Genomic DNA, 26,532 nt, shown 5'->3' with positions numbered 1-26,532 from the left:
AGGGACGTCACCTGGCCTGGCCCTGTCGGCGACCTGTGCCTTCCTGGGAGCGGGTCGGAGGGACGAGGCGAGTCGCGCGCGGGTCGGGGTGGAGACGGCTCACGGGCGGGCCGCCAGGTGGTCGAGGTCGCGGACGGCGTAGCGGTGGTGCTCCCACTCCTCCTCGAGGATGGTGTGCAGGCACGACAGCACGGTCTCCGAGTGCTCGGGGGCGTGCGGGTTGGGGCGGGCGCGGGTGAGGTCCTCGGCCGTGACCGTGGCGAGGTGGTCCCGCACCAGGCGCTGTCGGTCGGCGCGCGCGGCCAGCACCTCGTCGTACGTCGGCGCGGTCGTGCTGAAGACGCTCGGGTCGTACGCCGGGCTGCCCTCGCCGCCGTCGTCGTGCGCGAGCCCCGCCGGGTGGAAGGGTTCGGCGAGGTCGAGGACCGCCCTGCCCAGCCAGAGGTCGGTCGCCATCACCAGGTGCCGCAGCGTCTGCGCCAGCGACCACTCGCCGGCCACGCTCGCGTCGACCGTGCCCTCCGGCATGATGGCGGCCCGGTCCAGCGTCGCGGCCCAGGAGCGCTCCAGCGCCGCCCACGCCTCTCGCAGGCCGTCGGGGTCGGTGGCCCTCCTCAGCCCGCGCCCCGGGAAGCGACGGTCGAGCTCGGCGTCGACGAAGGCCACGACGTCGACGCCGTTGACCCGGAACGGCTCGCCCTCCTCGACCAGCCACGGCGAGTCCACCTCCATCCCGCCGACGAGGCTCCCGCGGACGACGACCCCGGAGAGGTCGCAGTCGTGGAAGCTGGAGCCCCGCAGGCTCCTGTGGCGGAAGTCCTGGTCGCGCAGCGGCGGAGGCTCGGTGGTCATGGCCCCACCCTGCCCGCGTCCGCCGACAGTGCGCGAGCCCCGACCGCGTCCGCCCGACGGCGCCGCTCCAGGGTCCGCTCGCGGACGAGGAGGAACAGCGGGATCGCGAACGCGGCGGCCACCACACCGCACAGGACGAGGTAGAGCACCGGCCACCGGATGCCGAGCCGCCGTGACTCGGCCAGCACCAGCACGACACAGGCCGCGGCGAGCACCGCGAGGTCGGTGCTCAGCGAGCGTCCGGCGGGCGTGCTCGTCGCGTCGGTGACGAAGCTCCAGGCGCTGCCCTGGTGCATGAGGTTCTGGGGGACCGTCCCGACGACCCCGAGGACCGCGAGGACGCCGTACGTCACCTGGCGGACGAGGGACCAGCGCGAGGCGTTCACGGGCGATCGGTACCCATCGGCCCCGCGGGCGCGGAGCGCCAGGACGTGCCGGTCGGCCCGGTCGGCCCGGTCGGCCCGGTCGGCCCGGTGCGGGCGGTAGCGTCCGTCGGGATGTCCGAGCCTGACCAGCCGCGACCGACGACGGGGCGCCGTCGGGCCGACGTGACCCGGGTCGAGCTGGTCGGCGGCGTCGAGCGGCGGGACCTGTACCTCGTGGAGCCGGATGAGACCTGGCCCGCGCAGTACGCCGTCCATGAGCGCCGCATCCGGGACGCCCTGGGGCGCGTCGCGGTCGACGTCCAGCACATCGGGTCGACCTCGGTGCCGGGCCTCGCGGCGAAGCCGATCGTCGACGTGCTCGTCCTCGTCGAGGACGTCACGGCCGAGGAGGACTACCTCGACCCCCTGCTCGGGGCCGGCTACGTGCTGCGGGTGCGCGAGCCGGGCCACCGGATGGTGCGCACACCGGAGCTCGACGTCCACGTGCACGTCCGGGAGGTGGGCGCCCCGGAGGTCCCGGACTACACGCTGCTGCGCGACCACCTGCGCCGCGACTTGGAGGACCGGGCGCTGTACGAGCGGACGAAGCGCGAGCTGCTCGCGGGGGAGTGGGCGGACATGAACGCCTACGCCGACGCGAAGACCGCGGTCATCGACGAGATCAAGACACGCGCGCGGACCCGCGCAGCGGACGGCTAGCCGCTCGGCGACGGGGTGGAGATGACGACGCGACCGACGCCGTCCTCGGTGGGACCGTCCTGCGTGACCGCCCGCACCTGGCCGAGGAGGCTCCAGCCCACCACGACCACGCACAGGGCGACGTAGGCCGCGACACCGGTCAGCAGCGCCCGTCTCACGGGCAGCGCGTCCGGGCACGGGTGTGGGGCACGTCGGCATTCTCGTCGTGACGACGGGTGATCGCTACGACGCGTCGGTGAAGGTGACCGGGGTGCCCGTCGAGCGAGCGTGGGCGACCTCCCGCGCCACGGCGTCGCCGACGTACCCGCCGGGGTTCACGACCAGGACGCGGTCGGCGAGGTCGATGCGGCGCAGGTGGAGCTCGGAGAGCGTCCGGCGCTGCTCGTCGGTCGGCTCGGGCGCCCCGAGGTCGACCGGGGCGAGGACGATCGCGCCCGCGAGGGTGAGGTCGCGCGCGACGGCTCGGAGCTCCTCGGCGAAGCGCAGCGAGCCGCACAGGCAGACGATCTCCGGGCGCTCGGTCATGGCGCGTGGGACAGTACGCCGATGAGCGAGCACCTCGTCGTCGCTCCGGCCGACCCGGCCGACCCGTCCCTGCGGGCGCTGGTCGAGGCGCACCTGCAGGACATGGTCGCGACGACCCCTGACCCCCGGAGCCGCCACGCGCTCGACCACGAGGCGATGTTCGCCCCGGGGACCTCGGTGTGGGTCGCCCGCCTCGACGGCCACGTGGTCGGCTGCGGTGCGCTGCAACCGGTCGCCGCGGACCCCGGGGCGGCCGAGGTCAAGGCGATGCGCACCACCGCGGACGCCAGGGGACGGGGTGTCGGGACGGCGGTCCTGCGTCATCTCGTCGCCGAGGGACGACGCCGGGGTCTCGGGCGCCTCGTGCTCGAGACCGGTGCCCAGGCCTTCTTCGCTCCCGCCCGGCGCCTCTACGCCGCGCACGGGTTCGTCGAGAGGGGACCCTTCGGGTCGTACGCCGAGGACCCGTCGAGCGTGTTCATGTGCCTCGACCTCGACCTTGGGCCGGGGGAGCGGCCGTGACGGTGCTGCTCGACGAGCCGGGGAACTGGTCCGGGTCGCTCCACCTGACCGACGTCGAGGTGGGTCCGCGGCGCAGCGTGGCATCCTGCCTCCGGGCGGCAGCGGGAGAGGGGGCCACGTGACGCGCGTCAGTCATCTCGTCGTCCACGTCGAGCAGGAGGTGCCGAGCGCACCGACCGAGCAGTTCTTCGCGGCCCGGCTCGTCGCGGTGACGGAGTCCGGGACCGAGCACGACCTGCTGACCGACCGCGGCTGGGGGGCGAGCGGGCCCGCCGCGTCGCTGGCGTCGACGACGGCGCAGGAGGTGGCGGACCTCGCGCGGATGGTGACCGGTCCCGACGAGCCCGACGACGACCGCAGCCCGGAGGACGAGGCGTCCGCGCACTGGTCGCACCTGTCGCGGGTCCTGGCCGGTCACGGCGTCCACGTCGGCCCGGAGGAGCTGGCGGGCTTGTCGGTCCGCGTCGTCTTCGGGCCGGAGCTGTCCCGTCGCTGGACGGACCGCTCGACGCCCCCGTCCCACCGCTGACGGACCGCGGACGACCCCGGTCCACGAGCATCCCCGAATCGAGTTCTGCCCGCCTACGATCCGGCCATGGGGACACGACGGGGGACCGCCCGGTGAGACGTCGGCCCGGACGGCGGTGCGCCGGCACCCTCGCCGTGCTCGTGACGATCACCGGCCTGCTCACCGCCTGCTCGGGCGAGGACGGCGGTGGCGGCTGGTCGCTCCCGGTCCTCGGCCCGCCCGACGTCGACGTGGACACCCCCGGGCTGCGCGCGGCGAAGAGGTCCGCGGGGATCGACGACTGCCCGGCGACCGACGACCCGCCGGGGGAGAGCGACCTGCCCGCGCTGACCCTGGAGTGCTTCGGTGGCGGACCCTCGGTGGACCTCAGCCGGCTCCGAGGCCCCCTGGTCGTCAGCGTCTGGGGCGCCTGGTGCCCGCCGTGCCGCGAGGAGATGCCTCACCTCGCGGCCTTCCACGACCGGTTCGGTGAGGAGGTCCCGATCCTCGGCATCGACGTCCAGGACGTGCAGCCGGACCTGGTCATGTCGGAGCTGGAGGACTCCGGGGCGACGTACCCGCAGCTGGCGGACCCGGGCGGCTCGATCCGCGGTGTCGGTCCGTTCAGCGGCCGTCTCGACGTCCCGTTCCTGGTGCTGCTCGACGACGACGGCCGGGTGGCTCACCGGCAGGCCGTCGAGATCGACTCGCCGGACGAGCTGCGCGACCTCGTCGAGGAGCACCTCGGGCCCCTGGGGACGGCGGACGCGGGCTGAGTCAGACGGGTCCCGGAGGTCCCACGGCAGGTCGCTCGCGCCACCGCGCCCGGACGACGGCGATGCCGACGACCAGCGGCGCCGCGACGACGGCGTAGCCCAGGTAGATGCCGGCGAACGCGCCGGCGTCCGCCCAGGGGCCCACCAGCGCGGCCCCCGCGGCGTTGCCCACGAAGAGGGCGCCCGCGAAGAACGAGACCATCGTCGCTCGCGCCGTGACGACCACCTGGGTCGCCCAGGTCTGCAGCGTCGAGTGCATCGAGGACCAGGCGAGGCCGAGCAGCGCGGCGACGAGGAGCCCGACCGCCGGCGCGACCGAGACCGTCGGCAGGACGCTCGCGAGCACCGCGGCGGAGCCGCCGAGGGCGACCAGGCGGACGGGGGACCAGGTCGCTGACAAGCGCCCGAAGAGCTGCGAGCCGACCAGGACGGCGACGCCGTACGCGCCGGTCACGAGGCCGGCCACGCTGGCGCTGGCGCCCCCGGCCTCGACCGCGGTCGGCAGCAGCGTCAGCGCGCCGAGGAGGACCGCGCCCTCGAGCAGGGCGAACAGCAGCACGGCCAGGGCGGTGGGGGTGCGCGCGACGATGGCCACGGAGGCGAGGGCTCCCGGCCGCTCTGACCCGTCGGGCTCGGGGAGGCGGCGGAGCTGCCAGCTGAGGAGGAGGGCGAGGGTCCCGGTGACGACGAACGCGGCGCGCCAGGTCAGGTGGTCGGCGAGGACGCCGCCGCTCGCCGAGGCGAGCCCGGTGCCCACGGCGACGCCGACCATCAGACCGGTGATGGAGCGCTGGCGCGTGCGCGTCGGCACGGTGTCGCCGACGTAGACGAGGGTCGAGGGGTAGGCGGCCCCGAAGAACCCGCCGGCCGCGCCCCGCAGGCAGGCGAGCACGAGGACGTCGGGGCTCGCCGACGACGCGATGGTCAGGACGCCGGCGAGCAGCAGCGTGCCCCGCATCGTGACCACGCGGCCGAGGCGGTCGGAGACGAACCCCCACAGGGGCTGGCACAGGCCGTAGGCGAGGAAGTACGCGCTCACGGCGAGGACGACCGACGACAGCGGGACGCCGAGGTCCGCGGCGATCGCCACCAGCATCGGCGGCATGACGTACCGGTCGAACGTGCTGACCGCGGTGGTCGCCCGCAGCAGCAGTGCCGTCGACGGCGCCCCGGTCAACGGGGGAGGACCGGTACCGGTCGCGGGTCACCCATGGTGGAGGCGTCGTTGACCCAGGACCGGGCGGTCGTCACGGAAGCGTCCACCGTCCCGGCGCGCGTCGTCGGCGTAGATGCGGCTGGGACCGGAGGAGGAGGCCGCGGCCAGTGCTCCGAACCGCACCCAGCGGGGCCTCTTCAGGCAGCTCCGGGGCACGGTGACGACGACGCGGTCCTGCCGGGCGAAGAACCGGCCGGCCAGACCGCGACAGTCGACGCCGGTCGTGCCGCGTCGGGTGCTCCTCGCCATCAAAAGGGTCTTCTCGCCGTCCTCGTCGCGACCCACCTCGACGGTGTAGTCGGCGCCGGTGGGGCTCCGCACCTGCAGGGCGATGAACATCTCCCGGTCGGTGAGGTCGACGAGGTCCATCGCCACCGTCAGCGAGGACCCGGCGTGCTCACCACGCAGCCGCAGGACGTCGGCCGAGGCCACCGCGCCCCGCTGCACGCGGACGACGTCGCCGCGCGGGTCGTCGTGCACCTCGACCTCGGCCGCGGCGGGGGAGACCAGGCCCCAGGTCGCCAGGGCGGTGGACATCAGCAGCACGACGAGGCGGGGACGCATGCGCGCATTGTGTCCTCGGGCCGGTGGCGTCACGACGCCGGCACAGGGTCGTCCGACTCGACCTGACGCCGTCGCGAGGGGAGCGAGGCCATCGCGCGCACGGGTGGCTCGTCGAAGCGAGGTCAGGGCCGCCCGGACGCACGAGACCTCGACGTCCGTCACCACGTGCGTCCCGTCGTCCATCTGCTCGCGCAGGGGTCGGCCATCCAGGCGTTGCTCGATCGTCGCCACCTGGTCGCCGACGTCGAGCACCCGCTCGATGGACGGCGTCGCCAGACCCGTGCCGCCGGCCCGGACGAGCTTCGACCCGTAAGCACGTCGCACATTCCCCGCGAGAGGTGACGCCCCTGAGCCGTCCGGCGGCGTACGCTCGGCCGACCCGCCACGACCAAGAGGAACACCCGTGACACACCATCGATGGCATGCAGCGTGGGTCGGGGTGCCGATCGGCATCCTCCTGACGAGTGCGCTGGCGTCGGCCCCGGTCGCGGTCGCCGAGCCGACGAGCCAGGACGGTCGGCCGAGCGCGAGCGGGCGCAGTGCCGGTGGACCGGCCCCCGTCCTGGTCGACGCGCAGGACCAGCGCAGTCGTGAGCGGCTCGAGGCCTCCGGCGCGGAGCTGATCTCCGACTACGGCGCCTTCTCCCTGTGGCGCGTGGAGGACGCCGGCGAGGCGGTCGGGGCCCGGTCGCTCGCGCGGCCCGCAGCCCTCACCAGCATCGGGCTGCGCGATGGCGCGCTCGACACGACGGGCGACGTACCGCCGCCGGACCACCTGGCGGCGCCGGCCAGCAGCGGCATGCAGCTGCGTCTCGTCCAGTTCGCCGGTCCGGTGACGCCGGAGTGGCTCGAGGACCTGACGGCGAGAGGGGCCCGAGTCGTCAGCTACCTCCCGGCCAACGCCTACGTCGTGTGGGTGAGCGCTCGGACCGCAGTGGAGCTGGACGCCCTGGTGGGCTCCTCATTCCACGTGCAGTACAGCGGTCCCTACGACCCGGCGTACCGCCTCGCCCCTGACCTCCACCCGCTCGCACGCGAGGGAGGGGAGCGGACCGTCGACGTGACGGTGCAGGTCGTGCGTGGCGTCGACACCACGCTCGAGGACGTGACCGCGGGGCGCACGGTGGTCGAACCCGCCTTCGACGTGGGGTCACTCAGGTCGGTGACCGTCAGGGCCTCGCGGTCGGACCTCGACGACATCGCGTCCCTGCCAGGAGTCTTCAACGTGGAGCCGTACGAGGCCCCGGTGCTGCATGACGAGCGGCAGAACCAGCTGTTGGCAGGCAACGTCGCACTCCGCGAGGGGAAGACCGTGCCGAGGGCGCCGGGCTACCTCGCGTGGCTCCGCAATCGCGGCTTCCCGACCACCCCCTCGAGCTATCCCCAGGTCGCGGTGGTCGACACCGGGATCGACACCGGCTCGAACATGCCGAAGCACCCCGACTTCGCCGGGCCGCGGTCGGGAAGCCCGGACCGGCTCGTCGTCAACGGCAACTGCACGACCGCGGGCACCGCCCGCGACGTGGCAGGTCACGGCACGCTCGTCGCCGGCATCGTCGGGGGCTACAACGCCAGGACGGGTGCGGCGCACGAGGACCGAGCGGGCTATCAGTACGGACTCGGGGTCTCGCCGTACGGGCGCTTCTCGGGCGTCCGGATCTTCCGGCCCGACGACGGCTTCGACCTCGGCGGCTGCGGGGGTTCCGTGGTCGGGGTCGTGGAGAAGGCGTACGCGGGCGGCGCCGACGTCACCAACAACTCGTGGGGCGAGAGCTCCGGGGTGTACAACGCGCGGGCCCAGGCCTACGACGCGCTGACCCGCGACGCCAGTGCGCGGACGCCCGGTCTCCAGGAGATGCTGCACGTTTTCTCGGCGGGCAACTCGGGCGATGATCCGGAGGAGGACTACAACATCAGCTCGCCCGGCACCGCGAAGAACGTGCTCACCGTGGGTGCGACCGAGAACGTGCGCGAGGAGGGCACGCCCGACAGTTGTCGTGTGAGGGACGCGGACAACGCCTCCGACATGGCTGACTTCTCCTCCCCGGGCCCCACCCGTGACCGGCGTACCAAGCCGGACGTGGTGGCCGCCGGCACCCACATCCAGGGCCCGGCCAGCCAGGACCCCCGCTTCGATGGTGTCTGCGGGGTTCGCGGCAGTCGCTACCACCCGAGGGGACAGACCCGGTACGTCTGGTCCAGCGGCACCAGCCAGGCCGCGGCCGCCATCTCCGGAGCGGTGGCCCTGGCCCAGGAGTACTACGGGCGGGTGCTGTCCCCGGGACGGACCGCCAGCCCGGCGATGTTGAAGGCGCTGATGGTGAACACCCCGCGCTACCTCACCGGCGTCGGCGCGGGGGACACGTTGCCCGGCTCGTCGCAGGGCTGGGGTGCCCCGAACCTGTCGCGGATCACCGAGTCGTCGCTGCGTCGGGTGGTGCGGGACCAGGCCGACAACCGCACGTTCACAGCGGCGGGGGAGCAGGAGTCGTGGACCGGTGAGATCGTGGACTCCGCAAGGCCCGTCCGCGTCAGCCTCGCCTTCACCGACGCCCCTGGTGCGACCACCGGGAACGCCTGGGTGAACGACCTCGACCTGGAGGTGATCGCCGGCGGCCTGACCTACCGCGGCAACGTGTTCAGCGGCAGCACCTCGGTCACCGGGGGCGCCGCCGACCCCCGCAACAACCTCGAGAACGTGTTCCTGCCGCCGGGCACCACCGGGCCGGTCACCGTGCGGGTGGTCGCCAGCGGCGTCAACGGTGACGGCGTACCGGGCAACGACACATCGCTCGACCAGGACTACGCGGTGGTGGCGTCCAATGTGACGACCCGGTAAGGGGAGGGGCGACCTGTCTTCTACTGGAGACCCTGCGCATCAAGACCCGTCGTACTGACCTCGCGCCGGACCGCCGGTGCCGCACGGGGACCGCTCACCGGGGTCGCATCCGGACGGGTCTTAGGGGGACCGTAGCGATGACGCTGGCGTCCTGACCTGCGCGCGTCCCGCACGGGGTTCGGCTCATCGTCCCGGTGGCGAGCATGGCTCCGCCGACGACCACGCAGACCACACCGACTACGCCAGCCACTGTCCTCATCCGGCGACGCTAGATCCGACGGTTCTTCGGCGGCACCCCCCGCGTGAGCGGGAGCAACTGTCGGTTGACTTGGCCGTACGTCGTCGGGTGCGCCCGCGCCGCGAGCGGACGGTCGACCTCGGAGGGAAAAGGTCCGTGAAGCCGCGGGAAAGGTACTTGACGAGGGGATCAGGCTTCTGGGCGGTTGATCACTTGGTCTTTAGCGGGTTCCGAGCAACAAGTCCACGAGCCGACCGGGGAGATCGGTAGTGAAGGGCACCCCGGAGACGAGCTGTCGGTAGAAGACGGTGCCTGCGAGAGCGTCGAGGAAGAGCTCGACGTCAGTGTGGGCGGGCAGGTCGCCTCGTGAGATTCCGCGGCGGACGAGCTCGGCGCAGCCAGCTCGTCGCTCGGCGAGGAACGCCTCACGGAAGGCTGTCACTCCGTCGGGAGTCGAGGCGAGGTCGCCGATCAAAGCGGGCAAGGCGATGCCGGCTCGGGTGCCGGCGTAGTTGGCGATCGTGACCTCAATCCAGGCGATCAGGTCGCCGCGGGTAGTGCCGGTGTCAGGGACCGGGCCAACGACCATCCTGTTGGCCAGGGCGTTGGCGACCAGCGCAGGTTTGCCCGACCACCAGCGGTACAGAGTCGTCTTGTGAACGCCAGCCCGGGCGGCGACGCCCTCGACGGTGAGCTGCTGATAGCCCTGGTCGACCAGTCCGTCCATCACTGCATCCAAGATCGCCGTCTGCTGGCGCGCTCGCGGCAACTTCGCGTCGTCGATCGCCTTCTCCGTTCGAACCACTCGCTGAGTGTGGCACGCTGCAACGCAACGTCGCGTTGCGTCTCTCGGCGGCGTCGGGGCGAATCAGGAGGAAGATCGGTGAGGGTCGCGGTTTTTGCCGGCAGCAACGGCGCGGTGGGCTCGCACGTCGAGGCCGCGCGCGCGTTGGGCGAAGGCCTTGCGGCCCAAGACGTGGCCCTGGTCTACGGCGGAGGTCGGGTCGGCCTGATGGGCGCCTTGGCAGACGGAGCCCTTCAAGCCGGGGGCAGCGTCATCGGTGTCATGCCCCGACATCTGGTGGATGCCGAGATCGCTCATCCCGGGCTGACCGAGCTTGTCGTGGTCACCACGATGCACGAGCGCAAACAGCGCATGGCCGACTTGGCCGATGCGTTCTGTGCACTGCCGGGCGGCGCCGGCACCTTGGAGGAGTGGTTCGAGGCGTGGACCTGGCAGCAGCTTGGTCTGCACCGGAAACCCGTTGCTCTCATCGACGTTGACGGATTCTGGCAACCACTGCTCGCCACGCTCAACGAATTGGTGGCACACGATTACCTGCGCGCAGCGGACCGCGACACCGTCGTGGTCGCAGCCGGGGCAGACGACCTGCTGAACGGTCTTGCCACGTGGAGGCCAGCACACCCCAAGTGGCGCGACGACAACGCGCACGACACGCTTGAGACAGTGGCCTGGGTCCACGTCGAGCATGGTCATCTGCTGACCGTGCGGACCCGCGGGCAAGATGCCTTCTATCTGCCTGGAGGCAAGCTAGAGCCAGGCGAGAGCCACCCGACCGCGCTGCGACGCGAGGTTCGAGAAGAACTCGGCCTCGACCTCGATCCCACCAGCATCACCCCGCTGACCGTCATTGACGCCCCCGCGCACGGCCGCGATGGTCAACGCCTGCGCATGCACTGCTACACCGCGCAAGCCACCGGAACACCCGCCACAAACAGTGAGGTCGACGAACTCTGCTGGCTCGGCTCGTCTACCGATCCGCGATGTGCCCCCGCAGTAGCCCAGCTTCTGCGATACCTCGCTCCAGACCTTTGACCTCTCGCGCAAGTCCTTCGTGACCAGATGCGCTCGCCGACCACCGATCCTGCGCTCCGCGCGCCGATCGTCACAGGGAGCGTGACGATTCCGTTGTGGTCACGCTCCCTTGTCGGCGGCGTGTTACGCCGTATGTCAGAGGGGAGTGAGGCGGCCTCGACGTCGTTGATGCATCTGAGCCAATACGCAGAGCACTGAGTGACATAATGTCACTTATCGGCGCATTGGAAACTTGCGTCGAGGGTGCCTGGCCCGGCCCAACAGTGTCCTGGAGCCGGACCTCGCTATCTGTAAGCAGACGCGAACTCGCCTCGGCCGTCGTGGCACCTGCAGACGGTCGGCGTGACGTCCGAGCAGATGCGCGGCCGGGTCGACCAAGTGAAGGACACCAGCAAGGCGGTGTGCGCCAAGTCCTGACGCGGGACGGACAGGCACTCACGTTCTGACGCATCACAGTCGCGGTGGCTGTGAGAAATGGCTTGCAGTCGAACATGTGTTCGATTACTCTTGCGCCATGACCACCGCAGCCATCCCCCTCCGGCCCCGGGACTCCCTGTCCCTGGCCGTGCAGGTGGACGTGCTGCACCTGGTCGTCGACGACCTGCACGCGACCACGGTTCGCGCCGCCGACGCCGGGTTGCTCGCCGAGGTGCACCGCGCGCAGGCGCGGCTGGACGGGCTGCGGCTGAAGCTGATCGCCGCCGCGCAGGCCGCGGACGTGCCCGCCGGCGACGGGCAGGCCTCGACCGCGGACTGGGTCGCGAAGAACACCCGCGGCACCCGGCAGGACTCCGCCCGCGACGCCGGCCTCGCCGGCTCCCTGGCCGGTGACGACGACCAGCCCGCCCTCGACGACACCCGCTCGGCACTCGAGGACGGCGCGCTGTCCGCGTCGCACGCGAAGGTCATCGCCGACGCGATGAGGAAGCTCCCCGCCGGCCTGACGCCCGCCCAACGGCAGGCGTGCGAGGCGAGGCTGGTCGACCTCGCCGGACGCCTCGACCCCGCCCAGTTGCGCCGCGCCGCACGGCGGGTGCTGGAGGAGGTGGAGCCCGACCCCGAGGTGGTCGACGCCCACGAGAACGACCAGATCGTCGAGGAGGAGGACGCCGCCCACGCCAAGGCGCGCCTCACGTTCCACGACAACGGCGACGGCACCACCAGCGGCCACTTCACCCTGCCGAACCTCGCCGCCGACGCCCTGCGCAAGATCATCGAGGCCATGACCGCACCCCGGCGCACCAACGGTCGCGATGCGCGCCAGGGCCGGGCGGCGAGCCGGGAGTCCAACCCGTTCGTGCGTGACCAGACCGACCCCGCCCGTGATCCCGCCCATGCCCGCGGCCTCGCGCTGGCGCAGCTGTGCGAGCACCTGCCCACCGACCACCTCCACGGCGCCGCGACCACCCAGGTCACCGTCCTGATGGACATCGAGACCCTCCGCGGCCACCTACGCGCCGCCGGCCTCGACACCGACCGCCCCATCTCCGCCGGCGAGGCCCGCCGCATGGCCTGCAACTCCGGCATCGTGCCCACCGTCTTCGGCCGCGCCCTCGACGGCAAACCTCGCGTCCTCGACCTCGGCAGGCTCTCCCGGCTGTTCACCGAAGCCCAACGCGCCGCCATCACCGCCCTCCACACCCACTGCGCCGCCCGCGGCTGCACCCGACCCGTCGCCTGGTGCGAGCTGCACCACAAGACACCCTGGTCCCACGGCGGCACCACCGACCTCGACAACGCCGCACCACTCTGCGGATGGCACCACCGACGCATCCACGACCACCGCTACACCCACCACTGGCACACCGACGGCACCGTGTCGATGTCACTGCGGACGTGAACCGGACGCGGCGTGCACTCCCCTGTGCGTCTGTCGGAGTCATCTGGTGCTACGGATAAGGGCATGACCAAGACCGACGCCGTGTCACCTACTCGCCGGTTCCTCGAGGAGCACGTTCCCACCGCGGTGGTGCGTGAAATGGCCGACGACACCTCGACGGTCGACGCGGCGGCCCAGGCGCTCGGTGTCGAACCCGCGCGCATCGCGAAGACGCTGGCGCTGCGGGCCGGTGACCGGAGGCTGCTGCTCGTCACGAGCGGGCTCGCCCGGCTCGACAACGCCAAGTTCAAGGCGCGGTTCGAGGCAAAGCCACGGATGCTGCCCGCCGACGAGACCGAGGCTCTCACCGGCCAGCCGCCAGGTGGCGTGGGCCCCTTCGGGCACCCCTCCCCTGTGGCCACCTACTGCGACGTCAGCCTGCGGGCGTTCGACACCGTCTTTCCCGCCGCAGGGAGCCGGACGAGCGCGTTCGAGATCCCCGTCGAGCGGCTCGGCGAGCTCACCGGAGCCGCCTGGGTCGACGTGTGCCGGGTCCCGGACTGAGGCCGTGGCCGCGTCCTTGGGCATCGTGATCCGTGAGTACGACGACCGGTGGCCGGCGGAGTTCGAGGAGGTCGCCCGCCTCCTGCGAGCCGGGCTCGGCGGCCTCGCGCTTCGCGTGGACCACATCGGGTCCACGTCGGTGCCCGGTCTCGCGGCGACGGACGTGATCGACGTCCAGGTGAGCGTCGCGGACCTCCACGACTCCCGGCTGCTCCGGGCCCTCGAGGAGCTCGGCGCGACGGACACCGGGCTGCGGACCGACCACGTCCCTGCGGGCGCCGGGCGGGAGTTCTCGGCCTGGGAGAAGAGGTACGTCCGCCCGCCGGCGTGGCGACCGACGCACGTGCACGTGCGGGAGGTGGGCCGGGCGAACACCCGGTACGCCCTGCTGTTCCGCGACTACCTGCGTCACTCCCCCGCCGCGGCGGCGGCGTACGCCGAGGTCAAGCTCGCGCTGGCCCGGCTGCACCCCGACGACGTCGAGGCCTACTACGCTGTCAAGGACCCGGCCTGCGACCTCGTGATGGACGCGGCCGAGCGGTGGGCGCAGCAGACGGGCTGGTCTCAGGACCCGGAGCGGTGACGCCTGGCCTCAGTTGTGCGACAGCCGCTTCGTCCCGAGGACCGGCCGGAAGGTGCGGCTGTTGCCGCCGTCGCGCCGCGCGTCGTCGGCGTACACCCGGGCGAAGCCGCGGGACGCGGCGGCCGCCAGTGCGCCGAAGCGTACCCAGCGGGGGCGGTTGATGCAGGAGCGAGGGACCGACACGGCCATCCGGTCCTGCTGGTCGAAGAAGCGCCCCTCGAGCCCGGGGCAGTCGACGCTGCCGAAGCGGTCGCGGTCCGAGCGGTAGATGGTCACGTCCTTGCCGCCGTCACCCTCCCGGCTCAGCTCCACCGTGAACTCGGCGCCGGTCGGGGTCAGCAGACGGATCCCGGCGTACGCCGGCTTGCCGGTGAGGTCGACCACGTCGAGCTGCACGTCCACCGAGTCCCCCGCGTGCACGCCGCGCAGGCGCAGCACGTCCGCCGACGTCCTCACGCCGCGCTCCTCCACGCGCTGGGTGTCACCCCGGGGGTCCCGGTGCACCTCGACCTCCGCCGACGCCGGCGCGACCAGGGCGCTGGTCGCGGTCATGGCGGTGAGGACGAGGGCAAGGCGGCGCAGCGTCATGGGCGCATCCTCATCCGACTGCGCCTCGCCTGCGAGCACCGACACGCCGCACGGTCCCCACGGCGGCAGACAGATCGCCCGCCGCTGGCTAGCGTCTCGGGATGGACATGCTGAGCAGGGACGAGATCGCCGCGGCCGGCCTGCGGGACTGGTGCAAGCTCGCCCAGGGCCTGCACGCCCGCTTCCTCACCGACGACTTCGCGGAGGGCGCGCGCTTCGTGTCGGCGGTGGGTCAGGCGGGCGACGTGCTCGGCCACCATCCGCGGGCCGTGGTCGGACCCGACCACGTCGACCTCACCCTGGTCAGCGACGACGCGATCTACCGCGAGGACGACGGCACCGAGCACGTCGTCCAGTGGGTCACGCAGCAGGACCTCGACGTGGCGCGGCGCATCAGCGACATCGCCGCCGACCAGCACCTGCCGGCGGACCCGGACGCGGTCAGCACGGTCGAGCTGGGCCTGGAGACGGCGCACCCCTCGACGGTCGCCCCCGTGTGGGCGGCCCTGCTGGCCGGCGAGCCCGAGGCCCAGGGGCGCGGGACACCCGGTGACGAGGTCCGCGACGCCTCGGGCCGGGTGCCCAACCTGTGGTTCGACGACGGGGTCCAGGACGCCGAGGTCGCTCGGCAGCGGGTCCACGTCGAGGTCTACGTCTCGGCGCGGGAGGCTGAGCGCCGCATCGCGGCGGCCGTCGCCGCGGGCGGGATCGTGGTCGACGACAGCCAGTCCCCCGGCCTCACCGTCGTCGCCGACCAGGACGGCAACCGCGGCGTCGTCTGCGTGGCCGCCGCCCCGGGCTGAGCGACACCTCGACCCGCCCGCGGCGCAGCCTCGGGCCGACCGCGCACCCACCGGCCGCGGACCGCTCACTGCGGCGCGTGGCGCAGCAGGTAGCCGGTGAGCGACGCCTCGACGTGCTCGGCCATGAGGGCGGCGGCGCGTTCGGGGTCGCCGGCGGTCACGGCCTCGGCGATGGCGGCGTGCTCGGACCACGAGTGCGGGCCCCGCACCCCGACGTCCATCGCGTAGAGCCACTCGATCTTCGCGGCGACCTGTCGGAACAGCGAGACGAGCACGGTGCTGCCGCTGAGCTCGGCGATCGTGGCGTGGAAGGAGGTGTTCAGGGCGGCGACCTCCTCGGGCCACTCGCGCAGGGCGGTGTGGCCCATGGCCACCAGCGACGTGAGCCGCTCCCCGAGCTCCTCGAGCCCGGGGTCGCGCCCGGCGACCGACGTCCTGTCTCGCATCCGGGTGGCGGCCCGGCGGGCCGTCGTCTCCTCCAGCGCTCGGCGGACGGCGAACAGGTCGGCGGCCTCGTCGGGCCCGAAGCGCGCCACCCGGACCCCGGCGTACGGCCGCGAGACGACGAAGCCCTCGGCCTCCAGGTGCCGCAGCGCCTCGCGCACCGGGACCCGCGAGACCCCGAACTCGCGGCACAGGTCCGCCTCGACCAACCGGGTGCCGGGCGCGTAGGTGCCGTCGACGATCCCGCCCCGCAGGCGGGTGACGACCGTGTCGGCGAGCTTGCCCACGCCTCTCCCCCGTCGCGCCGCTAGGAGAAGAACCCGGCGCCGGGGATGGCGTCGAGCAGGTCGCGGGTGTACTCCTCGCGTGGCGAGGCGAACACCTCGTCCACGGTGCCGTGCTCGACGACCCGACCGCTGCGCATGACGACGACGTCACGGGCGAGCTGGCGCACGACCGCGAGGTCGTGGGTGATGAACAGGTACGAGATCCCCAGGTCGCGCTGGAGGTCGTCGAGCAGGGTCATCACCTGGTCCTGCACGAGGACGTCGAGCGCGGAGACCGCCTCGTCGCACACCATGAGACGGGGGTCGAGGGCGAGCGCACGGGCGATGGCGACGCGCTGGCGCTGCCCGCCGGACAGCTCGCCCGGGAAGCGCTGACCCACGGACGCCGGCAGCGCCACCTGGTCGAGCAGCTCGGTGACCCGCGCCCGGCGTGAGGCCCGGTCGCCGACCTTGAACACCCGCAGCGGCTCGTCGACGATCCGCTCGACGGTGAAGGTGGGGTCGAGGGAGGCGTAGGGGTCCTGGAAGACCGGCTGCATCGTCCGGCGTACGGCGCGCCGCGCCGCGCCGCGGGCCGTGCGGACGACCTCGCCCTCGAGCCGGACCTCGCCGGAGGTGGGCTCCTCGAGCCCCAGCACCATGCGCGCCACCGTGGTCTTGCCGGAGCCGGACTCCCCCACCACCGCGGTCGTCGTCCCGGCCTGCAGGGAGAACGAGACGTGGTCGACGGCGACGAGGGGCTCGCGACGGCCGCGGACCTTGTACGTCCTCACCAGGTCGTCGACCTCGAGCAGGGGGCGTGCCGACGGCTCGCCGGCGGCCGGGGCCGCCTGCCCGGTCAGCCGGGTGCTCCCGGCGGCGACGACCTTCGAGGCGTTCACGGACGGGGCCGCCGCGACGAGCCGCCGGGTGTACTCGTGCTGCGGGTCACGGAGGATCGCCTCCGCGGGTCCGGTCTCGACGACCTCGCCCTTCGACATCACGACGATGCGGTCCGCGCGGTCGGCGGCGAGGCCGAGGTCGTGGGTGACGATCAGCAGTGACGCGCCGCGCGAGGCGCGCAGCGACTCCAGGTGGTCGAGGATCCGCCGCTGCACGGTGACGTCCAGCGCGGACGTGGGCTCGTCGGCGATGAGCAGCGCCGGCTCGCAGGCCAGCGCCATGGCGATCAGCACCCGCTGGCGCATGCCGCCGGAGAACTCGTGGGGGTACTGCCGGTAGCGGCGCTCCGGCTGCTCGATGCCGGCCTCGCCGAGCAGCTCGATCGCCCGTTCCCTCGCCGCGCGGCCCCTCGCGAGGCCGTGGGCGACGAGGGTCTCGGCGACCTGCGCCCCGACGCGGGTGGCGGGGTTGAGGTTCGACATCGGGTCCTGCGGGACGAGGCCGACCTCGCGGCCGCGCAGCCGCCGCAGCCGGGACTCGTCGGCGTGGGTGACGTCCTCGCCGCGGAAGCGGATGGCGCCGCCGGTGACCCGGCCCCGCCCGGGCAGCAGCCCGAGGACGGCGGCCGCGGTGGTCGACTTGCCGGACCCGGACTCCCCCACCACGGCGACGCGCTCCCCGAGGGCGACGGTGACGTCGACGCCGTGGAGCACGGGGACCTCGCCGTACGACACCTCGAGGCCGCGCACCTCGAGCAGCGGGTCCTGCGTCTTCTCAGCGTCCGACGGCATAGCCCTGCGCTCCTCGGGGGTTGGCGGCCGCGCCGAGCAGCCCGGTCTCGGGGTCGCGGGTGACGGCGGAGAGCCGTCCGAGGGCCCAGTCGCCGGCGCGGGTGACGACGTGGCCGCGGGCCTCGAGGCCGCGGATCACGTCCTCACCGAGACGGTCCTCGACGACGGCGCCGCCCGGCGTCCACTCGCGCGGCCAGAACGACCCGGCCATCGACGTCGTGTGCAGCGTCGGGGCGTCGATGGCCTGCTGCGGGGTCCAGCCCCCCACGATCGTGCGCAGCAGGTAGGACAGCTGCCACTGGTCCTGCTGGTCCCCGCCCGGCGTGCCGAGCGCGGAGAACGGCACCCCGTCGCGGAGCAGCAGCGTCGGGGTGAGCGTGGTCCGCGGGCGGCGACCGGGGCGCAGCGCGGACGGCGAGGCCTCGTCGAGCCAGGTCATCTGCAGGCGGGTGCCGAGGCAGAACCCGAGCTCGGGGATCGTCGGCGAGGACTGCAGCCAGCCCCCGGACGGCGTCGCCGAGACCAGGTTGCCCCACCGGTCGACGACGTCGATGTGGCAGGTGTCGCCGCGGGTGCGTCCGGCGACGGAGACGGTCGGCTCCCCCGCGCCGGCGGCGGCGCCGGCCGCCCCGGGGCCGCCGGTGGCGACCAGCGGCGGCAGGTACGGCTCCCGGCCGTCGACCGTGCCGGGTCGGATCTCGTGGGAGGCCTCGTCACCGATCAGCGCGCGGCGCTCGGCGGCGTACTCGGTGGACAGGAGCCGGTCCAGCGGCACGGGTGGCTCGTCGCCGGCGGGGTCGGGGTCGCCGTACCAGGCGTCGCGGTCGGCGAGGGCGAGCTTGAGGGCCTCGAGGACCCGGTGGGCCCCTGCCTCGGTGGAGGGGTCGACCTCCTCCGGGGCGAAGCCCTCGAGGATCGCCAGGGCCTGCAGCAGCACCGGGCCCTGGCCCCACGCGCCGGTCTTCGCGACGGTGACGCCGTGGAAGTCCAGGGTGGTCGCCGGCTCGTACGTCGCCCGCCAGCCGGCCATGTCGGCGGCCGTCAGCACGCCGGCGTGGTCGGTGCCCGAGGAGTGGCGGTGCTCGCCCTGCACGAACCGCTCGACCTCGGTCGCGACGAAGCCGGAGCGCCACTCGGCGAGGACGGCGTCGATGCGGGCCTCCCGGCCCTCGCCGGTGCCGGCGTCCAGCAGCCGGCGCAGCGTCCGCGCCCAGGCGGGCATCGGCAGGACGGCGCCCACGGCGGGCAGCTCGCCGCCGGGCAGCCACAGCGCGGCCGAGGACGGCCAGTGGTCGGTGAACAGGTCCAGCACGCCGGCGATGGCCGCGGCGACACGGGGCCCGATCGGGACGCCGTCCTCGGCGTAGCCGATCGCGGGCTCGAGCACGTCGGCGAGCTCCCAGGTCCCGTGGTCGCGCAGCAGCGTCAGCCACGCGTCGACGGCGCCGGGGACGGCGGCCGCCAGCGACCCCGCCCCGGGCACGAGGTCGAGGCCCTCGGCGCGGTAGTGCTCGACGGTCGCGGCCGCCGGGGCGGGTCCCTGGCCCACGAGGACCTGCGGTGCCGGGTCGCCGGCGGTGGCGAGCAGCGCCGTGACGTCGCCGCCGGGCCCGTTCAGGTGCGGCTCGGCGACGTGGAGCACGAAGGCGCCGGCCACCGCGGCGTCGAAGGCGTTGCCGCCGCGCTCGAGCACCGACTGCGCCGTGGTGCTGGCCAGCCAGTGCGTCGAGGCGCACATGCCGAACCGGCCGACGAGGTCCGGCCGGGTCAGCTCGGCGGGCGGGTCGGGGAAGGGGGTCGCCTGGGTGGTCACGGGGTCCTCTCGTGCGGGGTCATCGGCGGGACGTCGGGTCGAGGGCGTCGCGCAGGGCGTCGCCGAACAGGTTGAACCCCAGGCAGATGACGGCGATCGCGACGCCCGGGAAGATGGCGGCCGAGGGCGCCCGGAAGATGTACTGCTGGGCGTCGGACAGCATGATCCCGAGGCTCGGGGTGGGCGGCTGGATGCCGAGGCCGAGGAACGACAGGATCGCCTCGCCGATCACCGCGACCGGCATGATCACCGTCGCCTGGACGATGATCGTCGACGCCGTGTTGGGCAGCACGTGCTGGGCGAGGATGCGGCCCGAAGACGCGTCGAGGCTCCTCGCGGCGGTGACGAACTCGAGCTGCTTCACCCGGATGGTCTCGGCCCGGACGACGCGGACCATCGTCGGGACCTGCGAGATGCCGAGCGCCACCGCGGCGCCGGTGAGGCTCGCTCCGTTGATCGCGGCCAGCCCGACGGCGATCACCAGGAACGGGAACGCCAGCATCAGGTCGGTCAGGCGGGACACGATCGCGTCCAGCCAGCCCCACCAGCCGGCGGCGAGCCCGAGCGGGGTGCCGACCGCGACGGCGAGCCCGACGGCGATGAGGCCGACGAGCAGCGACGCGCGGGCGCCGTAGGCGATGCGGGTCCAGACGTCGCGGCCGAGGTCGTCGGTGCCCAGCGGGTAGCCCTCGGTCAACGGCTTCTGGAAGGGCAGGTCGAAGTCCACCTCGGTCGGCGAGTACGCCGTGATCAGCGGCGCCAGGACGGCGACGAGGACGACGAGGAGCAGCAGCCCGCCGCCGACCAGGCCGAGCGGGTTGCCCAGCAGCTCGCGGACCACGCGACCGCGGCGGGAGCCGAGGTCCGCCTCCGAGCCGGGTGTCGTCGGGGGTGGCGGGGGCCCGCCCACGGGCGGGTCGACCGGTGTCGAGGTCATGCCTGGCTCCCTCCGACGCGGATGCGCGGGTTGATGACCGAGTAGAGGACGTCGACGGCGAGGTTGATGAGCACGTAGGCCGCGGTCACGACGATGACGACGGCCTGCACGACCGGGTAGTCGCGCGTGAAGACGGAGTCGAGCGTGAGCTTGCCGAAGCCCGGCAGCCCGAAGATGCGCTCGGTGACTACCGCGCCGGAGATGAGGCCGCCGAGCTGGAGACCGACGATGGTCACGACGACGATCAGCGAGTTGCGCAGCGCGAACCGGGTGAGGACCTTGCCGCGCGGCATGCCCTTCGCCCGGGCGGTGCGCACGTAGTCCGTCGACAGGGCCGTGATCATCGACGCCCGGGTCTGGCGCATGACGACGGCGGCGAGCGCCGTCCCGAGCACCAGCGACGGCAGGACGAGGTGGTAGGCCCAGCGCAGCGGGTCCTCGCGCAGCGGCACGAACCCGGAGGCGGGGAACCAGCCGAGGCCGACGGCGAGGTAGAGGATCGCGAGGATGCCCAGCCAGAAGCTCGGCACCGACAGCGCCACGAGGGTGAAGCCGTTGGCCACCCACTCCGGCCAGCGGCCGCGGTGGACGGCCGCGACGACGCCCGCGCCGATGCCGACCACGATCGCGACGAGCAGGGCGCCCAGGGACAGCCAGAGGGTCACCGGCAGCGTCGCGGCGACCAGCTCGGTGACCGGCTGGCCCGTGCGGACCGACGTCCCGAGGTCGCCGCGCAGCACCTGGCCGAGGAAGGCGAGGTACTGCTGCGGCAACGGGTCGTCGAGCCCGAGGTCGGCGCGGATCGCGGCGAGCGTCTCGGGCGTGGCCTCCTCCCCCGCCAGCGCCCGGGCGGGGTCGCCGGGCAGGGCCCGGACGCCGAGGAAGACCACGATCGACGACAGCACGAGGGTCACGACGGACTGCAGCGCCCGGATCCCGAGGTACCGCGCCATCACTCCTCCCCCGCCTCGGGGTCGGCGAGGTAGGCCGCCCGGCCGAGCCGCACGACGCCGTCGCCGTACGTCGCGATGTCGGTGACCTCGCGCGAGTAGCCGGTCAGGCTGGTCAGCCGGTAGAGGTAGACGATCGGCAGGTCCTCGCGCAGCACCTCGATGGCCTCGCCGTACGTGCGGGCCCGCTGCGCGGTCCCCTCCTCCTGCGCCGCTCGGGTCATGAGCTCGTCGACCTCGGGGTTGCTGTAGCCGGCGACGTTGTCGGGCTGCTCGGTGACGACGAAGCCGAAGAGGTTGCCGTGGGGGTCGATGCGGCCGGACCAGCCGAGCTGCAGGGCCTCGTAGTCACCGCGGTCCTGCTGGTCGAGCAGCGTGGAGTACTCCACGGGCGAGATCTCGAGGTCGAAGCCGCCGTCGGCCACCATCGCCTGCAGCGCCTGGGCGAGCCGCAGGGTGTCGGGGGTGTTGCTGACCGTCATCTCGATCTCGACCGGCGTCTCGACACCGGCCTCCTCGAGCAGCCGCAGGGACTCCTCGGGGTCGTGCTCGGGACAGTCGTTGCTCACGTCGGTGGCGTACGGCGTGTCCGGCGAGATCGCCGAGCAGGCCGGCGCGGCCTCGTTGTTGAACACCGAGTTGACGAGGGCCTCGCGGTCGATGCTGAGCTCGAAGGCCTGGCGCAGCCGCGGGTCCTGGGCCAGCGGCGTGTCGATCTCCCCCGGCGGGTTGCCGACGCCGTCGGTGTTGCCGACGTTGAAGGTGACGCCCTGGTAGCCCAGCGAGCCCACCTGCAGGGTGCCGAGGCTGTCGTCGCGGCGCAGGTAGGAGACGTCCTGCGGGGAGACGGTGTCGATGACCTGCACCTCGCCGGCACGCAGGTTGGCCGCGCGGATGTTCGCGTCGGTGATGATGCGGTACTCGATGCGGTCGAGCATGACCTCGTCGGCGTCGTAGTACAGCGGGTCCTTCTCGACGGTGATCGAGGTCTGCGGGATCCGCTCGACGAACCGGAACGGCCCCACGCAGACCGGGGACTGGCCGAAGTCGTCGCCGAGCTCGTCGAGGGCGGCGGGCGACATGATCATCCCGGCGCGGTCGGCGAGCGAGGCCGTGATCGGCGCGAACGGCTCGTCGTACGACAGGACGACGGTGCGCTCGTCGGGCGTGGTGATGTCGGTGACCGGACCCATCTCGCCGCTGCGGGCGGAGTCGTCCTTGGTCAGGTGCCGATCGAGCGTCTGCTGCACGGCCGCGGCGTCGAAGTCGGTGCCGTCGGCGAACCGGATGCCCTCGCGCAGCGGGATCTCGACCTCGCGCCCGCCGCGGCGGATCGTGGGCAGGTCGGCGGCGAGCTGCGGCACGATCTCGTTGTCCGCGTCGATGTCGTAGAGCTTCTCGCAGATCGTGTTCATCACGTAGCGGGTGTAGAGCGAGCTCGACGTCGTCGGGTCGAGGACGTCGGGCTCGGCCGACAGCCCCATGGCCAGCTCGCCGCCGCGCCGCAGCTCCTGCCCGTCGGCCGTCACCGCGGTGACGTCGGGCCGGTCCACCGCTTCCTGGCGCGGCTGCACCGGGGAGCAGGCCGTGGCCAGGAGGGCGACACCGAGGGCTGCGGCCAGGAGTCCCGGGGCCGGTCCGCGGGCGCGCCGGTGCAACAGGTCCATCAGGTCACCTCGTCCGAGTCAGGGGTGCCGGCGGCGTTTGTATACATTCCGACCCTGCCCCAGGTCGTCCCGCGCGGTCAACAGGTTGACGTGGCGGTGGGGGTCGTGCCCCCGCGGGTCAGCCCGTGAACGGGACCACGGACTTGACCAGGGTCGACCGGGCGACGACCCGGTCCCCGACGTGGGCGGTGACGCCGACGAAGGCGAGGCGCGACGTGCGGCGGTCGAGCACCCCGGAGGCGCGGACCGACCGGCCCCCGGCCGCGACGGACACGAACGTGGTGGCGGCCGAGTGGGTCACCGCGTGCTCGGCGGTCGTCAGCGCTGGGGCGAGCGCGAGGTACCCGGCCACCTCGAGGAGGACCGAGAGCGCCCCCGCGTGCGCTCCCCCCGCTCCGTTCGCGGCGAGGTCGCCCACCTCCAGCACGGCGCCACCGGCCGGGTCGCCCTCGTCGACCAACCGGATCCCGAGCGCCGCCGGGAGCGGGAGCCCGAGCGCGAGTGCGGCGCGGTCGCGCAGGAGGGGGCCGGTCAGGAGGGGTGCCGTGTCCACGCGGCCGGTCTAGTCCTCCGAGGTGAACAACGGGTGCGGGCCGAGGCCGGTGCGGCACCCCTCCCGATCGGACCACCGCCGACGAAGCCGGTCATCGACGGCCGCACCAGCGTCTGCGTCGGCACGACCCGCATCATCCCCCGCACGACGACCCTCAGGACGACGCCTCGTCCACCGGGACGCCGGTGAGCCGCACGCGGGTGAGCAGCGGGCGCGTCGCCCCGACGACCGCCACGAGGACGGCGAGCCCGAAGGCCCCGAGGAGGACGGCGCGCATGCCGAACGCCTCGGCCAGCGGGCCCGCGGCGAGCAGACCGATCGGCGTGGCCACGAAGGAGAAGAAGCCGTCGATCGCCAGGATGCGCGACAGCATGTGCTCGGGGACCTTCTCCTGGACCGTCAGGTCCCACGCCAGGCTGAGCAGGCTGAGCGCTGCGCCTGACACGACGAAGGCGCCGGCGAGGAGCCAGAGCTCGACCCGGGTGCCGAGCACGACCATCGGCACGCACCAGATCGCGAACGCGACCATGATCGTGCGCAGCGGGACCCGGATCGTCACCCGGGCGAGGAAGTACGCCGTCACGAAGATCCCAACCGCCTGTGCCGACAGCGCCAGGCCCCACCCCTCGCTGCCGATCGTGCCGTCGGCGACCACGGGACCGAGCACCTCGATGCCGCCGACGAACAGCGCGTTGAACACCAGCGCCGCCATGGACGCCGGGATCACCCAGCCGAGGTCCCGGGCGAAGGACCAGCCCGCGACCATGTCGCCGAGGACGCTGGGGCGGGCCTGGCTGCGGTCCCCCGGGGGCAGCCGCACCAGGGACAGGAAGAACGCCGCGCCGGCGTACGTCGCGGCGTCGATCGCCAGCGCCCACCCCGCGCCGGCCGTGGCCACCAGGAGCCCGGAGAGCGCAGGGCCGAGGACGGACACCGCACTGTCGGCCTGGCCGATCAGCAGGTAGGCCGCCTTGCGCTGGGGTGCGGGCAGCAGGATCGGCACCATGCCGAGGAACGCCGGGTAGCTGACGGCACTCACCGTCCCAGCGACCGCCTGCAACGCCACGAGGTGCCAGATCTCGGCGTACCCGGTCAGCACCAGCGCGGCCGTCACGGTCTGGCAGGCGCACTGGACGAGGTTGCAGCCCCGCAGCACCACCGCGCGCGGCAGGCGGTCGGCGAGCGCGCCACCGGGGAGCATGAACACGACGGTCGGGATGCTGTTGGCCGCCAGGACCAGTCCCAGCGCGGACGGCGACGGGTCGATCGCCAGCACGGCGAAGGCGAGCGCGACGCCCGACATCGACGAGCCGGAGCGGTTGATCACCTGCCCCACGAAGAAGTACCGGAACGCGGGCACCTGCAGCGGTGCGAGCCGTGTCCCCATCCCGGGACCCTAGGCGCGGGTCGTGTCCGATGCACCCGGGTTCCGCGCCGGGCGGACCGGTGTGAGCGGGGCGCGACACGCCGCCGGTGCCGTGTGTGACCGCAGTCACAGAAAGGCGTGCGACCGTCGAGGACCACCGACTCGGAGGTCATCCATGCCGAAGCGCCCGCTCGTCCCCGCCCTGCTCACCGCTGCCGCGCTCGCGCTCGCCGCCCTGGGGGCGGTCGGCCCGGCTGCGAGCGCCGGACCGGCGTCCCAGGTCGCGACCGCCGACCCCGCCGCCGACTGCCCCCAGCTGCAGCTCGCGGACCGCTGGTACGGCGACAACGCCGAGCGGATCCAGCGGGTCATCGACCGCCGCGGGCGGTGCGGCTGGGTCGACGGGGAGCCCCCCGCGCGGACGCCGTACGCGGTCTTCGACTGGGACAACACGATGATCAAGAACGACATCTCCGACCAGACCCTGTTCTGGATGATCGGGCACGACAAGATCCTCCAGCCGCCCGGCAAGGACTGGCGCACCACCAGCCAGTACATGACGGACGCCGGGGCGCGGGCGCTGCGTCGTGCCTGCGGACCGCTGGCGGAGGCGGGCGAGCCGCTGCCCACCCGGGCCCGGGAGCCACGCTCGGTGCGCTGCGCCGACGAGATCCTGTCGGTGCGCACGGAGCAGACCACGACCGGTGGCGCGAAGGTGTTCGCCGGCTACCACCACCGACGGATGCAGGGGATGTACGCCTGGGTCGGGCAGGTGCTGCAGGGCTACACCCCCGCCCAGGTGCGCCGCCTCGCCACGCGGGCCCGGACCGCCGCCCTCGAGGCGCCCGTGGGGGCGACGCAGCGGGTCGGCTCGTCACGGGAGACGGCCTGGATCCGGTACTACCCGGAGATGCGCGACCTCGTGCGCACGCTGCGCGCGGCCGGCATCGAGACCTGGATCGTGTCCGCCTCGCCGAAGGAGTTCGCCGACGTCTGGGGTCGCGCCGTCGGCATCGGCCCGGACCACACCCTCGGCGTCTTCCAGCTCACCACCAACGGGCGGCTCAACGGCCGGCTCGAGGGCTGCGGCGGCGTCCCGGACCGGGCCGACTCGATCATGACCTACGTCGACGGCAAGCGCTGCTTCATCAACGAGCGGATCGTCGGGATCACGGGCCGCACGGCGCTCCGGCCGGCGCCGTACGCCCAGCGCCCCGTCATCACCGGCGGCGACGCCACCACCGACGTCTCGATGCTCTCCGACGCCACCGGCGCGCGGATCGTGCTCAACCGCAACGACGACGAGGTCATGTGTCGGGCCTACGACGACCCGGACGGCCGCTGGCTCGTGCAGCCCATGTTCATCCAGCCGCTGCCCCGCAAGGAGGGCCGCTACCCCTGCTCGACCACGGGCGCGCTCGACCCCGACGGTGACGAGGTCCCGGTCCGCCGCCCCGACGGCACCGTCGTGCCCGACCAGCGGGACACGGTCCACGCCGAGAACTGAGGCCGGCAGGTCGGCC

27 protein-coding genes are annotated in these 26,532 nt (G+C 73.3%); 11 read left to right on the top strand and 16 right to left on the bottom strand.

The annotated features are described in order from the left end of the window. Nucleotides 1-99: 99 nt before the first annotated feature. Both MJ876_RS10450 and MJ876_RS10445 read right to left on the bottom strand, forming a co-directional pair. Entirely contained in the window at nucleotides 100-852 is a 753-nt protein-coding gene (locus MJ876_RS10450; protein WP_240236221.1) for a DinB family protein, read from the bottom strand. After that, nucleotides 849-1,238: a DUF2834 domain-containing protein gene (locus MJ876_RS10445; protein ID WP_240236220.1), complete on the bottom strand. Its 390-nt coding sequence runs from the start codon at nucleotides 1,236-1,238 to the stop codon at nucleotides 849-851. The genes MJ876_RS10450 and MJ876_RS10445 overlap by 4 nt, the downstream gene beginning before the upstream one ends. 111 nt (nucleotides 1,239-1,349) lie before the next feature. On the opposite strand from MJ876_RS10445, the gene MJ876_RS10440 reads away from it, so the two are divergent. Beyond that, nucleotides 1,350-1,937 carry a GrpB family protein gene (locus MJ876_RS10440; protein ID WP_240236219.1) on the top strand — a complete coding sequence of 196 codons (588 nt, stop codon included), beginning with the start codon at nucleotides 1,350-1,352 and terminating at the stop codon, nucleotides 1,935-1,937. Here MJ876_RS10440 and MJ876_RS10435 read toward each other — a convergent pair. Both MJ876_RS10435 and MJ876_RS10430 read right to left on the bottom strand, forming a co-directional pair. Next, nucleotides 1,934-2,095 carry a hypothetical protein gene (locus MJ876_RS10435; protein ID WP_240236218.1) on the bottom strand — a complete coding sequence of 54 codons (162 nt, stop codon included), beginning with the start codon at nucleotides 2,093-2,095 and terminating at the stop codon, nucleotides 1,934-1,936. The genes MJ876_RS10440 and MJ876_RS10435 overlap by 4 nt on opposite strands. Before the next feature lie 64 nt (nucleotides 2,096-2,159). Further along, complete coding sequence (locus tag MJ876_RS10430) at nucleotides 2,160-2,462, bottom strand: hypothetical protein (protein WP_240236217.1); 303 nt, start codon at nucleotides 2,460-2,462, stop codon at nucleotides 2,160-2,162. A 21-nt stretch (nucleotides 2,463-2,483) separates the two neighbouring features. On the opposite strand from MJ876_RS10430, the gene MJ876_RS10425 reads away from it, so the two are divergent. The 3 genes from MJ876_RS10425 to MJ876_RS22210 all read left to right on the top strand — a co-directional run bounded on the left by MJ876_RS10425 (nucleotide 2,484) and on the right by MJ876_RS22210 (nucleotide 4,268). Next, nucleotides 2,484-2,984: a GNAT family N-acetyltransferase gene (locus MJ876_RS10425; protein ID WP_240236216.1), complete on the top strand. Its 501-nt coding sequence runs from the start codon at nucleotides 2,484-2,486 to the stop codon at nucleotides 2,982-2,984. 118 nt (nucleotides 2,985-3,102) lie between these two features. Then, nucleotides 3,103-3,513 carry a hypothetical protein gene (locus tag MJ876_RS10420; protein ID WP_240236215.1) on the top strand — a complete coding sequence of 137 codons (411 nt, stop codon included), beginning with the start codon at nucleotides 3,103-3,105 and terminating at the stop codon, nucleotides 3,511-3,513. A gap of 92 nt (nucleotides 3,514-3,605) precedes the next feature. Next, a complete protein-coding gene (locus MJ876_RS22210; protein ID WP_240236214.1) occupies nucleotides 3,606-4,268 on the top strand; it encodes a TlpA disulfide reductase family protein in 663 nt (220 codons plus the stop codon). 1 nt (nucleotide 4,269) lies between these two features. Here the strand turns inward: MJ876_RS22210 and MJ876_RS10410 are convergent, their stop codons facing one another. Both MJ876_RS10410 and MJ876_RS10405 read right to left on the bottom strand, forming a co-directional pair. Next, on the bottom strand, nucleotides 4,270-5,445 hold the full coding sequence (locus MJ876_RS10410; protein WP_240236213.1) for an MFS transporter: 1,176 nt from the start codon (nucleotides 5,443-5,445) through the stop codon (nucleotides 4,270-4,272). Between the two features lie 27 nt (nucleotides 5,446-5,472). Then, nucleotides 5,473-6,048, bottom strand: a complete 576-nt coding sequence (locus MJ876_RS10405) for a hypothetical protein (protein WP_240236212.1) — start codon at nucleotides 6,046-6,048, stop codon at nucleotides 5,473-5,475. Nucleotides 6,049-6,487: 439 nt separating this feature from the next. On the opposite strand from MJ876_RS10405, the gene MJ876_RS10400 reads away from it, so the two are divergent. Next, nucleotides 6,488-8,887, top strand: a complete 2,400-nt coding sequence (locus MJ876_RS10400; RefSeq protein ID WP_240236211.1) for a S8 family serine peptidase — start codon at nucleotides 6,488-6,490, stop codon at nucleotides 8,885-8,887. 458 nt (nucleotides 8,888-9,345) lie between these two features. Here the strand turns inward: MJ876_RS10400 and MJ876_RS10395 are convergent, their stop codons facing one another. After that, nucleotides 9,346-9,930: a TetR/AcrR family transcriptional regulator gene (locus MJ876_RS10395; RefSeq protein ID WP_240236210.1), complete on the bottom strand. Its 585-nt coding sequence runs from the start codon at nucleotides 9,928-9,930 to the stop codon at nucleotides 9,346-9,348. Between the two features lie 78 nt (nucleotides 9,931-10,008). On the opposite strand from MJ876_RS10395, the gene MJ876_RS10390 reads away from it, so the two are divergent. From MJ876_RS10390 to MJ876_RS10375, 4 genes are all read left to right on the top strand, one after another. Further along, entirely contained in the window at nucleotides 10,009-10,962 is a 954-nt protein-coding gene (locus tag MJ876_RS10390; RefSeq protein WP_240236209.1) for a TIGR00730 family Rossman fold protein, read from the top strand. Between the two features lie 514 nt (nucleotides 10,963-11,476). Then, nucleotides 11,477-12,802, top strand: coding sequence for an HNH endonuclease signature motif containing protein (locus MJ876_RS10385; protein ID WP_240236208.1), 1,326 nt, complete (start codon nucleotides 11,477-11,479; stop codon nucleotides 12,800-12,802). Nucleotides 12,803-12,865: 63 nt separating this feature from the next. Further along, nucleotides 12,866-13,345 carry a YbaK/EbsC family protein gene (locus MJ876_RS10380; RefSeq protein ID WP_240236207.1) on the top strand — a complete coding sequence of 160 codons (480 nt, stop codon included), beginning with the start codon at nucleotides 12,866-12,868 and terminating at the stop codon, nucleotides 13,343-13,345. 4 nt (nucleotides 13,346-13,349) lie between these two features. Beyond that, nucleotides 13,350-13,928: a GrpB family protein gene (locus tag MJ876_RS10375; protein WP_240236206.1), complete on the top strand. Its 579-nt coding sequence runs from the start codon at nucleotides 13,350-13,352 to the stop codon at nucleotides 13,926-13,928. 9 nt (nucleotides 13,929-13,937) lie between these two features. On the opposite strand, the gene MJ876_RS10370 is transcribed toward MJ876_RS10375, so the two are convergent. Continuing rightward, nucleotides 13,938-14,516 carry a hypothetical protein gene (locus tag MJ876_RS10370; RefSeq protein WP_240236205.1) on the bottom strand — a complete coding sequence of 193 codons (579 nt, stop codon included), beginning with the start codon at nucleotides 14,514-14,516 and terminating at the stop codon, nucleotides 13,938-13,940. A 101-nt stretch (nucleotides 14,517-14,617) separates the two neighbouring features. Between MJ876_RS10370 and MJ876_RS10365 the strand changes: the two genes are divergently transcribed. After that, nucleotides 14,618-15,319: a VOC family protein gene (locus tag MJ876_RS10365; protein ID WP_240236204.1), complete on the top strand. Its 702-nt coding sequence runs from the start codon at nucleotides 14,618-14,620 to the stop codon at nucleotides 15,317-15,319. Between the two features lie 65 nt (nucleotides 15,320-15,384). On the opposite strand, the gene MJ876_RS10360 is transcribed toward MJ876_RS10365, so the two are convergent. From MJ876_RS10360 to MJ876_RS10325, 8 genes are all read right to left on the bottom strand, one after another. Continuing rightward, on the bottom strand, nucleotides 15,385-16,050 hold the full coding sequence (locus tag MJ876_RS10360; protein ID WP_240236203.1) for a GntR family transcriptional regulator: 666 nt from the start codon (nucleotides 16,048-16,050) through the stop codon (nucleotides 15,385-15,387). Nucleotides 16,051-16,070: 20 nt separating this feature from the next. Further along, the gene (locus MJ876_RS10355) at nucleotides 16,071-17,723 is read right to left on the bottom strand and encodes an ABC transporter ATP-binding protein (protein ID WP_240236202.1); all 1,653 of its coding nucleotides are present in this window, start codon (nucleotides 17,721-17,723) and stop codon (nucleotides 16,071-16,073) included. Further along, the gene (locus MJ876_RS10350) at nucleotides 17,707-19,536 is read right to left on the bottom strand and encodes a gamma-glutamyltransferase (protein ID WP_308192588.1); all 1,830 of its coding nucleotides are present in this window, start codon (nucleotides 19,534-19,536) and stop codon (nucleotides 17,707-17,709) included. Before MJ876_RS10350 ends, MJ876_RS10355 begins: the two co-directional genes overlap by 17 nt. 19 nt (nucleotides 19,537-19,555) lie before the next feature. Beyond that, the gene (locus MJ876_RS10345) at nucleotides 19,556-20,473 is read right to left on the bottom strand and encodes an ABC transporter permease (RefSeq protein ID WP_240236201.1); all 918 of its coding nucleotides are present in this window, start codon (nucleotides 20,471-20,473) and stop codon (nucleotides 19,556-19,558) included. Further along, a complete protein-coding gene (locus MJ876_RS10340) occupies nucleotides 20,470-21,426 on the bottom strand; it encodes an ABC transporter permease (RefSeq protein WP_240236200.1) in 957 nt (318 codons plus the stop codon). The genes MJ876_RS10345 and MJ876_RS10340 overlap by 4 nt, the downstream gene beginning before the upstream one ends. Further along, nucleotides 21,426-23,090, bottom strand: a complete 1,665-nt coding sequence (locus MJ876_RS10335; protein ID WP_240236199.1) for an ABC transporter substrate-binding protein — start codon at nucleotides 23,088-23,090, stop codon at nucleotides 21,426-21,428. Before MJ876_RS10335 ends, MJ876_RS10340 begins: the two co-directional genes overlap by 1 nt. Nucleotides 23,091-23,208: 118 nt before the next feature. After that, the gene (locus tag MJ876_RS10330) at nucleotides 23,209-23,643 is read right to left on the bottom strand and encodes a PaaI family thioesterase (RefSeq protein WP_240236198.1); all 435 of its coding nucleotides are present in this window, start codon (nucleotides 23,641-23,643) and stop codon (nucleotides 23,209-23,211) included. A 154-nt stretch (nucleotides 23,644-23,797) separates the two neighbouring features. Continuing rightward, nucleotides 23,798-25,030 carry an MFS transporter gene (locus tag MJ876_RS10325; protein WP_240236197.1) on the bottom strand — a complete coding sequence of 411 codons (1,233 nt, stop codon included), beginning with the start codon at nucleotides 25,028-25,030 and terminating at the stop codon, nucleotides 23,798-23,800. Nucleotides 25,031-25,184: 154 nt separating this feature from the next. Here MJ876_RS10325 and MJ876_RS10320 point away from each other — a divergent pair, with 154 nt between their 5' ends. Next, nucleotides 25,185-26,516, top strand: coding sequence for a haloacid dehalogenase-like hydrolase (locus MJ876_RS10320; protein ID WP_240236196.1), 1,332 nt, complete (start codon nucleotides 25,185-25,187; stop codon nucleotides 26,514-26,516). The last annotated feature ends 16 nt before the right edge of the window (nucleotides 26,517-26,532 follow it).

Source organism: Nocardioides sp. CFH 31398, assembly GCF_022436705.1.
Lineage (GTDB): Bacteria > Actinomycetota > Actinomycetes > Propionibacteriales > Nocardioidaceae > Nocardioides.
This window is presented reverse-complemented; position numbering and strand designations above follow the sequence as displayed.

What these genes read in the sequence shown, in the direction of transcription:
- MJ876_RS10425 (WP_240236216.1), top strand. Translation starts at nt 2,484, where the DNA reads ATGAGCGAGCACCTCGTCGTCGCTCCGGCCGACCCGGCCGACCCGTCC.
- MJ876_RS10430 (WP_240236217.1), bottom strand. Translation starts at nt 2,462, where the DNA reads ATGACCGAGCGCCCGGAGATCGTCTGCCTGTGCGGCTCGCTGCGCTTC.
- MJ876_RS10335 (WP_240236199.1), bottom strand. Translation starts at nt 23,090, where the DNA reads ATGGACCTGTTGCACCGGCGCGCCCGCGGACCGGCCCCGGGACTCCTG.
- MJ876_RS10365 (WP_240236204.1), top strand. Translation starts at nt 14,618, where the DNA reads ATGGACATGCTGAGCAGGGACGAGATCGCCGCGGCCGGCCTGCGGGAC.
- MJ876_RS10355 (WP_240236202.1), bottom strand. Translation starts at nt 17,723, where the DNA reads ATGCCGTCGGACGCTGAGAAGACGCAGGACCCGCTGCTCGAGGTGCGC.
- MJ876_RS10340 (WP_240236200.1), bottom strand. Translation starts at nt 21,426, where the DNA reads ATGGCGCGGTACCTCGGGATCCGGGCGCTGCAGTCCGTCGTGACCCTC.
- MJ876_RS10320 (WP_240236196.1), top strand. Translation starts at nt 25,185, where the DNA reads ATGCCGAAGCGCCCGCTCGTCCCCGCCCTGCTCACCGCTGCCGCGCTC.
- MJ876_RS10405 (WP_240236212.1), bottom strand. Translation starts at nt 6,048, where the DNA reads ATGCGTCCCCGCCTCGTCGTGCTGCTGATGTCCACCGCCCTGGCGACC.
- MJ876_RS10345 (WP_240236201.1), bottom strand. Translation starts at nt 20,473, where the DNA reads ATGACCTCGACACCGGTCGACCCGCCCGTGGGCGGGCCCCCGCCACCC.
- MJ876_RS10385 (WP_240236208.1), top strand. Translation starts at nt 11,477, where the DNA reads ATGACCACCGCAGCCATCCCCCTCCGGCCCCGGGACTCCCTGTCCCTG.
- MJ876_RS10450 (WP_240236221.1), bottom strand. Translation starts at nt 852, where the DNA reads ATGACCACCGAGCCTCCGCCGCTGCGCGACCAGGACTTCCGCCACAGG.
- MJ876_RS10370 (WP_240236205.1), bottom strand. Translation starts at nt 14,516, where the DNA reads ATGACGCTGCGCCGCCTTGCCCTCGTCCTCACCGCCATGACCGCGACC.
- MJ876_RS10440 (WP_240236219.1), top strand. Translation starts at nt 1,350, where the DNA reads ATGTCCGAGCCTGACCAGCCGCGACCGACGACGGGGCGCCGTCGGGCC.
- MJ876_RS10380 (WP_240236207.1), top strand. Translation starts at nt 12,866, where the DNA reads ATGACCAAGACCGACGCCGTGTCACCTACTCGCCGGTTCCTCGAGGAG.
- MJ876_RS10325 (WP_240236197.1), bottom strand. Translation starts at nt 25,030, where the DNA reads ATGGGGACACGGCTCGCACCGCTGCAGGTGCCCGCGTTCCGGTACTTC.